The following is a 7,780-nucleotide window of genomic DNA, read 5'->3' on the forward strand; positions in this document are numbered from 1 at the left end:
GGAAATATTGCCGAGGAAGGGTCATATTCGGCACTGCTACCCGGCCGGCTTCCGAGTTGGCCAGCAGGGGTAAAATTGGATGGGTGTAGGGACTGGTAATGATTTCTAGTTGTCCGGTTTCCTGCATTAACCGGTGTTGCGGCAAGATACGACGCAGAATTTGACGCTGTTTGGAGATAATTCGCTGGCGATCGCTTAAATTGAAATTTTTTCCCTGTTCTAACCAGGCAGCGATTTCCGGGTCACTGTGAAAGATAGGATCGATCCAAGCGAGGTTATGCCAAGCCAAGAGATCGCTATAATCTTGGAGATGCCAATGGCTAATACACCAACTATGACCGTTTTCTTGACGCTGTGCGTATAATTGGGCGTAACGGGGATGCGGATCGATCAGGGTACGATGGTTAGCATCGAAAAAGTGTTCGAGGATAAAGTGTTTTTGTGCCAGGGTTAATTGCGCTTCCGGGGTGACGGTGAGAGCAAGATAGGGGTCTATAGCTAGTCCGTTGACGTAATCCTCTAATTGCAGGATTAAAGAGGGGACAAGGTTGACAGTTTGATGTAATTTGGGAAAACGTTCTAGAATCAGGATTAAATCGAGATAATCTTTCACCCCATGCAGTCGCACCCAGGGTAAGCGATATTGTCCCGAAGCATCGGTGCGAGTTTGAGATGATTTGTAGAGGGGTTGGTGTTGATGCCAAATAAAAGCGACGTAGAGAGGATAGGCCATGATAATACCGAGGAAAAGTGCATATAACAGGCTTTAAAGCCGTTATATTAGATAATAATGGACAATAAAGCCCATTATAGATTCTTAAAAGTTGATTTCGGTCACTACCATAATCCTATCAACTGGTTTTGAGGGGGTATCGTCTCTTTGTATTTGTTAAAGGATCGGCTCCTCTAGTGGTGATTATTTGCAGTTCAGCAGTAGAATCCCTAATACTTAACCCCACTACCCTAGGTCAAAAAGCAAAATTTCCGAGTCTTCTAGAGATTGAATAGCCAAAGAGGTTTCGTCTCTAATTGCCGCTCCATCCCCCACTTGTAAATACACGCCATTCAGGGTTATTTGCCCTCTAGCCACCTGTAACCAGCCATAACGACCGGTAGCCAAAGAGTGGGTGAGGGACTGGCCTAGGGGCAAAATTCCCGCGTAGAGATTAACGTCTTGATGGACTTTAACCGCGTTGCCAGCACCGGTGGGAGAGGCGATTAATTGTAGGGTATGGGGAGAAAATTCGATCGCTTTTTGTTCATAACTGGGTTCTAGGTTTTTTTGGTCGGGAATAATCCAAATTTGCAGAAGATGGAGGGGATTAGTGGCAGAATGATTAAATTCACTGTGTTTTATCCCTGTTCCCGCGCTCATACGTTGAATTTCACCCTGTCGAATCAGGGAACCTGTGCCGAGACTGTCTTGGTGTTCTAGTTCTCCCTCCAAAACATAGGTTAAAATCTCCATATCCTGGTGTCCGTGGGTGTGAAATCCTTTTCCCCCAATCACTTTATCTTCGTTAATAACTCTGAGACTCCTAAAATTAATCTGTTGGGGATCATAATATTGGGCAAAAGAAAAAGTATGATGGGTATCTAACCAACCATAGTTAGCGTGGCCTCTTTCCTCAGCTTTGCGTATAGTAATCATCAGTTTTCCTCTTTTTTATCTCTATATTCCCAGTCTATAAAATATTGCCAAAGTTGCATATTCTTTAACCGCTTTCGCAGAAACCCTGAAACCGATTATTCTGCAAATGCACCAATTAGGAATTGAGAAAAATACTGGACTTTAAGGTTTTAAATTTCCTCCTCGAATAAACCAAGTAATTGTGGCGCTGGTAAAAGCAGTGATAGCGACAATAGCTATTTGTTTCCAGTTTTTTAATTCCCCAACTTTCTCGATTAAATCGGGAATTTTTTGGGTTAATACTGCTTGGGATTGAATTGTTCCTTCAATTTTAGCCGTGATAATTTTGACTTCCGTGATTTCTTTGTGTAGGTTAATAAATTGCTTGTTATTTTCTTCTCTCAGGGTTTCTAGTTGTTGGCGATTATCTTCCTTTAGCGTATCCATTTGCTTGCGGGTTTCTTCTCGCAGGGAAGTCATTTGCTCGCGGGTTTCTTCTCGCAGGGAAGTCATTTGCTCGCGGGTTTCTTCTCGCAGGGAAGTCATTTGCTCGCGGGTTTCTTCTCGCAGAGAAATCATTTGCTCGCGGTTTTCCTGTCGCATTGCCGAGAGTAAGTCTTTCAATTCTTGAATATCATTGCTGGTAACAGTAGTCATAGAATTAACCCCAAGAGAATCTATTTAACCGGCACTCTTTGATTTTATTATATTTCACCTACGCTAAAAAGGTCAAATTCATCAAATTTAATTACTTCGGAGTCAGGATAACGGGTATCAAAACGATAACTGATCACGGTTCCTTTTTCTGTATCTAAAATGCTAAAAACCGTCAGATCATTACTGGCAATATAGGGTAAAGGTTGATTAACCCAATCCACTAGAGGAGCAATGTTCGGGATAATTGCTGGTAATCCATTGGGATTACCGATGGCCGCATAATTTCTATCGAGAGGTACAGGACGTTTTTTATCCCCTAAATGAGCGCCATAACTATTACCAACGTTAGAAGATTCGAGAAAATTCATACCCTTAGAACTAAGAAAACGATTCCATAAATGAGAATGACCATAAAAAACCAAATTAACCTTGGCTGATTCTAATAAGGGAATTAGATCACGAATAATATAATCATTTTCTTGGGGATAATCATAACGTACTGATCTAACTTTTCCCGTGGCATCCCGTTCAATTGTCGGCACAGGATCGGTGTAGGGTGGCACGATATTTCCTCCTAGGGTATGGGGAGGATGATGAAACATGACTACTTTATATTTAGCCTTTTGAAATGCTGGACTATTTAACTCTTTTTCTAACCATTGATATTGAGGACTACCCTGAGCAATTGGCTCAAAAATATGCTGACCATAACCCCAGCGTTCGGGTCTATCTAAATCTCTTTGATTTTCGTAATATCTTCCCCTTGTACTGGGTTCTAAATTGGGATTTCTCCAGATATTAGTAACATATAAAACCACTAAACGAATATCGCCAAAGGTGAGAGAATAATATTTATTTTGAGGCAAAGAAAAAATTTCTTCGTAGGTTTCTGTGTTAAAAGCATTATTTTTCAACCATTTTTCATTAATTGCTGCTGTATCCTCTGCTAGTTGTTTAGCAATAAATTGAGGAATAGCATCTTCAAACTGTTCATTTAAACCTGTGGAATTAGAAAATCTGCCCATAACTTCATGATTACCAATAGCAGGAAATAAGGGGGCATTTTGAATAATTTTCCCCCCTTTATAAATAGTCTGAATACCATTCTTGGTAAGAGTATAATTAGCACGACCTTGTAAACAGGGAAAGAATGCCCCACCACGACTATCATCAAACCATTCGGAAGCTCGATCGGGTATATTAACTAAATCTCCTGCTAAAAAAACTGCATCCACCTGTCCAATAGTTTCAATAACTTTTTGTAAATTAGCGGCAGTCATAGGCATTAATTGATGATCGGAAGTGAGCAGAATTTTGAGATTAGTTCCTTTTTTGGGTCTTGGGGTAAGAGTATAAATATCACTTCTAATCGCCCTATTTTCCTGAAAACTGGTGACTTGATAGGGAATCCTTTCCCGCGGATTTAAATCAGTAATTTCGGCCTGATGTCGCCAGATTTCTCGCTCGCTTAAAGATTGATAAGCTTCAAGGGTTCTCGATTTGGCATCTTCTCTAACTCTAGTTAATTTGCTAGTACGAGCGAGGACCATTTTCTCTAGTTTTTCCCCGTAGCGCACCTGATGACCAGTGCCAAAAAATTCCGTAAACCAAATCACTTGTATTGATGTTTCGGTGGGTAATTGTAAAAAAGGTTCGGTTAAAAGTTGATCCTTGTTCATTGTCGCTAAAAGATAACTGCTGTACTGCATTTAAACAGTCTTAAGGAATAATTGAGATAGTCCACAGCTTAACCGGCAATAACTAGCAGATTCCCTATTTTATCGGCTAATCTAAAACCTTAGACTCTAACTGCTGCCGTTGCCAGAGATTTTGATAGACTCCGGGGACTGCGATTAACTCCTCGTGGGTTCCCATCTGGACAATTTCTCCGCGATCCATGACAAAAATGCGATCAGCAGTGGCAGCGGCCAATAATTGATGGGAGATAAAAATCACGGTTTTTTGGCTTTCTTGGGCGAGATTTTCCAAAATAGCCGTGGCCGTTTGATTATCGACGCTAGATAGGGCATCATCAAGGATTAAAATCGGTGCTTGGATGGCTAAAGCGCGCGCTAAAGAGACCCGTTGACGTTGACCCCCAGAAAGAGTAATCCCACGTTCTCCCACTAAAGTTCCGTATTTTTGCGGGAAATTCTCGATTTCCTCCTCAATTCTCGCTTGTTTGGCCGCCGATTTCACTGCTGGAAAATTCAGCAGCGGATCGCCGTAACGGATATTATCTTCGATGGTGGTACTAAATAAAAAACTTTCTTGGGGAACATAAGCGATCGCTTTTCGCAGATCTTCAAGAGCAATTTGAGTCACATCTTGATTATCAATAAATAACTGTCCCTCGGCAATATTCAATAGACGGGGAATAGCGTTAGCAAGGGTAGATTTTCCCGACCTGATCGCACCGACAACCGCTACTGTTTCCCCCGGATTAATGGTAAAAGAAAGAGATTTTAAGGCCGGTTCCCTAGCATCAGGATAGGAAAAAGTCAAGGCTTTGGCGGTAATTTTTCCTTGAATATTTTTTAAGTGAATACAATCGGCATTGTCTTTAATTTTAGCCTCGGCTAACAGGATAGTTTCTAGGCGATCAATACTCACTTCTCCCTGTTGGTAGGCAGTAATAGTAAAACCTAATAAAGCAGTAGGAAAAACTAATCTTTCCGCCAAAATTAACAGAGCAATAAAGTCCCCAATGGTGATATTACCCGCTATAATTTGTCTAGTACCCAGGGCAAGCAAGGCCAATAAACTTACATAGGCTAAAGCTTCAATCAGGGGAAAAAGAAAATTACGAGTCTGGACTAAATCTAAATTAGCCTGTAGTAATTCACGATTTCTTTGCTTAAATGCTAGGCGCTCGTTACCTTCTTGGGCATAGATTTTAATCAGAGTAATACCACTCATATCCTCTTGAATTAAATCGCTCAGATGTGAGAGTTTTTCTTGTACTTTTTTCTGTTGCCGCTGCAGACGACCACTAAATAACTGCACAGCAATTAACATCAAAGGATAGACAGAAATAGCGGCGATTGAAAGGGGAATATGAATCGCTAACATTACGGGCAAAGTTAAACCATAGGCAAAAAAAGTATTAGCCAAACTGAGCAAAGCAAAACCCACCAGACGACGGATATTATCCACATCGCTAGTGGCACGGTTGATTAAATCTCCTGAAGTTTGCCGCGAAAAATAGGCAGGTTCAAGGGTTAATAAATGCTGAAAGATTTTTTGTTTAAGATCGAACTCTACCTGACGACCGATCCCGAATAATAGCACTCTGGAAATCATGCGGATAAACCACATAATCGAGGCTAAAGCGATAATAAAAATCACATAGTAAATGATTTTTTGGAAGTCAAAGGATTTACTTAAATCATCGATGCTATCCCGGATTAAAAGCGGTATATAAACACCCAAAAGATTAACAACAAGCAAAGCAACTACCCCCCAAGTTACTATTTGGCAATGGGGGCGTAGATAATTTGCTAGTTTTTTAATGCGAGAATAAGCCATATTCAGTTATCAGTTATCAGTTATCAGTTATCAGTTAGAACAGGGAACAGGTAAAAGGGGGCATAGATAATCAGTGGGTTATTTTTCTCCTTGTCCTGATTTAGTGGCGGTTTAACATTAGAACAACCCGTGGGCGGTTTACCGGGGGGTTTATCAATTTTAGCTTAATAGCCGTCGTTTTTCTGAACCTGTCGTTTTTGTTTGTCCGACATTTAAGTTACCTCTGTTTGATGCTGCCAAAATTCAATCAGCTAAGACGTATTTAAACCGCTTATTCTTAGATTAGCTGAATCTCCCTCAATCCCTTTACTGTTGCCAGAGTGCAAGAGTGCCTCATCTCAACAAGCAATTTAAGTAGGTAGGCGTTAAAAGTTGTCAGATGCCCCCCTTATTAAGGGGGGATTAAAGGGGGGACTAAGGGGGGGATCGGCACCCCCCTTATCAAGGGGGGCAGGGGGGATCGAACCTAAAATCCATTTTTAATTTAATTATAACCAGCTACTTAAATACCCGGGCAGCTTATTACATTTTGGGCGCACGCAGTTCGATAAACTCACTGACCACGATGCGCCCCTACCATTGGCGCAATAATATTATTGTAGGAGCGAATTGCCTTCGCCCTCTTTTAATAACTGCTGCTGGTCATCATAACTGGGAGAGATTCACAAATGTGAGATGCACCCAACCGATAATCAGTGAACTGCAAACTCAAACCCGATAACTGAGTCAAGATAGCTAAAAAATCCCCATCGCCCTACCATGCGTTTCAGACAAATTTTTATGCTTTTATTACATGACTGGCAATATTTTGTAACAATCTATACGAATTTTCCTGTTGAAGACTGTAAATTTAAGTTAATTGCTTCGGTGATAACCCTGAAATAAACTGATCTTTCTAGCCCAGATGACCAAAAACCGCCCCTATCTATCTATCCACTCCTCAAAACTGTTATGCTTCTAGAAAAAATCTCTTAGACAAAAACTACTGCTAAATCTCCCCAGATGGAGAAGCAAAAGCGATCAAGAGATAAAAATAGTCAAAGCCTCCTTACTGAATCAACAGTTACTTTCAAGAAATTTTCTCGGTTATCACCGCAGTCAGTTAGGGGAAGTAATGAGAATTTTTCACCGTTTCATCACCTTTGTTTAGTTTCTAATCACGATTTTTTAGTCCATGAGTAAACTTTCTAGACGTAGATTTATCTTCACTGCCGGGGCAACTGCCGTAGGAACAGCAATTCTCCACGGTTGCGCCACTCCCAATAATACCGCGACCAGTCCCTCCCCGGCCGGCAGTCCTGCCGCTTCCCCCGCTGCCGGTGGAGAAACTCCCGAAGTCACCACCGCTAAACTAGGTTTTATTGCCCTCACCGACGCTGCCCCCTTAATTATCGCCAAGGAAAAAGGTTTATTCGCTAAACACGGGATGCCCGATGTACAGGTGATGAAACAAGCCTCTTGGGCTGCAACCCGGGATAACCTCGAATTAGGTTCGGTGGGTAACGGTATCGATGGGGCGCATATTTTATCCCCCATGCCCTACCTAATGACCTTGGGCAAAATCACCAAACAGCCAGTACCGATGTATATTCTGGCGCGTTTGAATACCAACGGTCAAGCGATTTCTGTGGCTAACGAATACATGGATCTAAAAGTTGCCCTCGATAGCGGTGTACTGAAAGAATCCTTCGCTAAAGCTAAATCTGCGGGCAAAGAAGTTAAAGCCGCCGTCACTTTCCCCGGTGGTACTCACGATCTCTGGATGCGCTATTGGTTAGCCGCCAGCGGCATCGATCCGAATAAAGATCTATCCCTAATTGTTGTTCCTCCGGCACAAATGGTGGCTAACATGAAAGTCGGCACGATGCAAGCTTTCTGTGTGGGGGAACCTTGGAACGCCCAATTAGTTAACAAAAAACTCGGTTATTCGGCCTTGATTACTGGGGAACTGTGGAAGGATCACCC

Annotated in this window: 6 protein-coding genes; 1 reads left to right on the forward strand and 5 read right to left on the reverse strand. The window is 41.9% G+C overall.

The genetic code is table 11. The features are described 5' to 3' along the window. From PX484_RS14665 to PX484_RS14685, 5 genes are all read right to left on the reverse strand, one after another. Nucleotides 1-733: polysaccharide deacetylase family protein (locus PX484_RS14665; protein ID WP_502882746.1), on the reverse strand; the 733-nt coding region annotated here is incomplete at its 3' end. Nucleotides 734-958: 225 nt separating this feature from the next. After that, on the reverse strand, nucleotides 959-1,651 hold the full coding sequence (locus tag PX484_RS14670; protein ID WP_002799908.1) for a pirin family protein: 693 nt from the start codon (nucleotides 1,649-1,651) through the stop codon (nucleotides 959-961). A gap of 141 nt (nucleotides 1,652-1,792) precedes the next feature. Then, entirely contained in the window at nucleotides 1,793-2,287 is a 495-nt protein-coding gene (locus PX484_RS14675) for a hypothetical protein (protein WP_287666875.1), read from the reverse strand. 47 nt (nucleotides 2,288-2,334) lie between these two features. Continuing rightward, nucleotides 2,335-3,996 (reverse strand): purple acid phosphatase family protein, encoded by a 1,662-nt coding sequence (locus tag PX484_RS14680; protein ID WP_287766510.1) that lies wholly within the window; start codon nucleotides 3,994-3,996, stop codon nucleotides 2,335-2,337. A gap of 76 nt (nucleotides 3,997-4,072) precedes the next feature. Further along, complete coding sequence (locus tag PX484_RS14685) at nucleotides 4,073-5,815, reverse strand: ABC transporter ATP-binding protein (protein ID WP_288104434.1); 1,743 nt, start codon at nucleotides 5,813-5,815, stop codon at nucleotides 4,073-4,075. A gap of 1,174 nt (nucleotides 5,816-6,989) precedes the next feature. On the opposite strand from PX484_RS14685, the gene PX484_RS14690 reads away from it, so the two are divergent. Beyond that, a partial coding sequence (locus PX484_RS14690; protein WP_288104437.1) for a CmpA/NrtA family ABC transporter substrate-binding protein occupies nucleotides 6,990-7,780 on the forward strand: 791 nt, incomplete at its 3' end.

The organism is Microcystis sp. M49636_WE2, assembly GCF_030065375.1.
Taxonomy (GTDB): Bacteria; Cyanobacteriota; Cyanobacteriia; order Cyanobacteriales; family Microcystaceae; genus Microcystis; species Microcystis aeruginosa_C.

Coding starts and splice junctions, on each gene's coding strand:
- PX484_RS14670 (WP_002799908.1), bottom strand. CDS start 1,651: ATGATTACTATACGCAAAGCTGAGGAAAGAGGCCACGCTAACTATGGT.
- PX484_RS14675 (WP_287666875.1), bottom strand. CDS start 2,287: ATGACTACTGTTACCAGCAATGATATTCAAGAATTGAAAGACTTACTC.
- PX484_RS14680 (WP_287766510.1), bottom strand. CDS start 3,996: ATGCAGTACAGCAGTTATCTTTTAGCGACAATGAACAAGGATCAACTT.
- PX484_RS14685 (WP_288104434.1), bottom strand. CDS start 5,815: ATGGCTTATTCTCGCATTAAAAAACTAGCAAATTATCTACGCCCCCAT.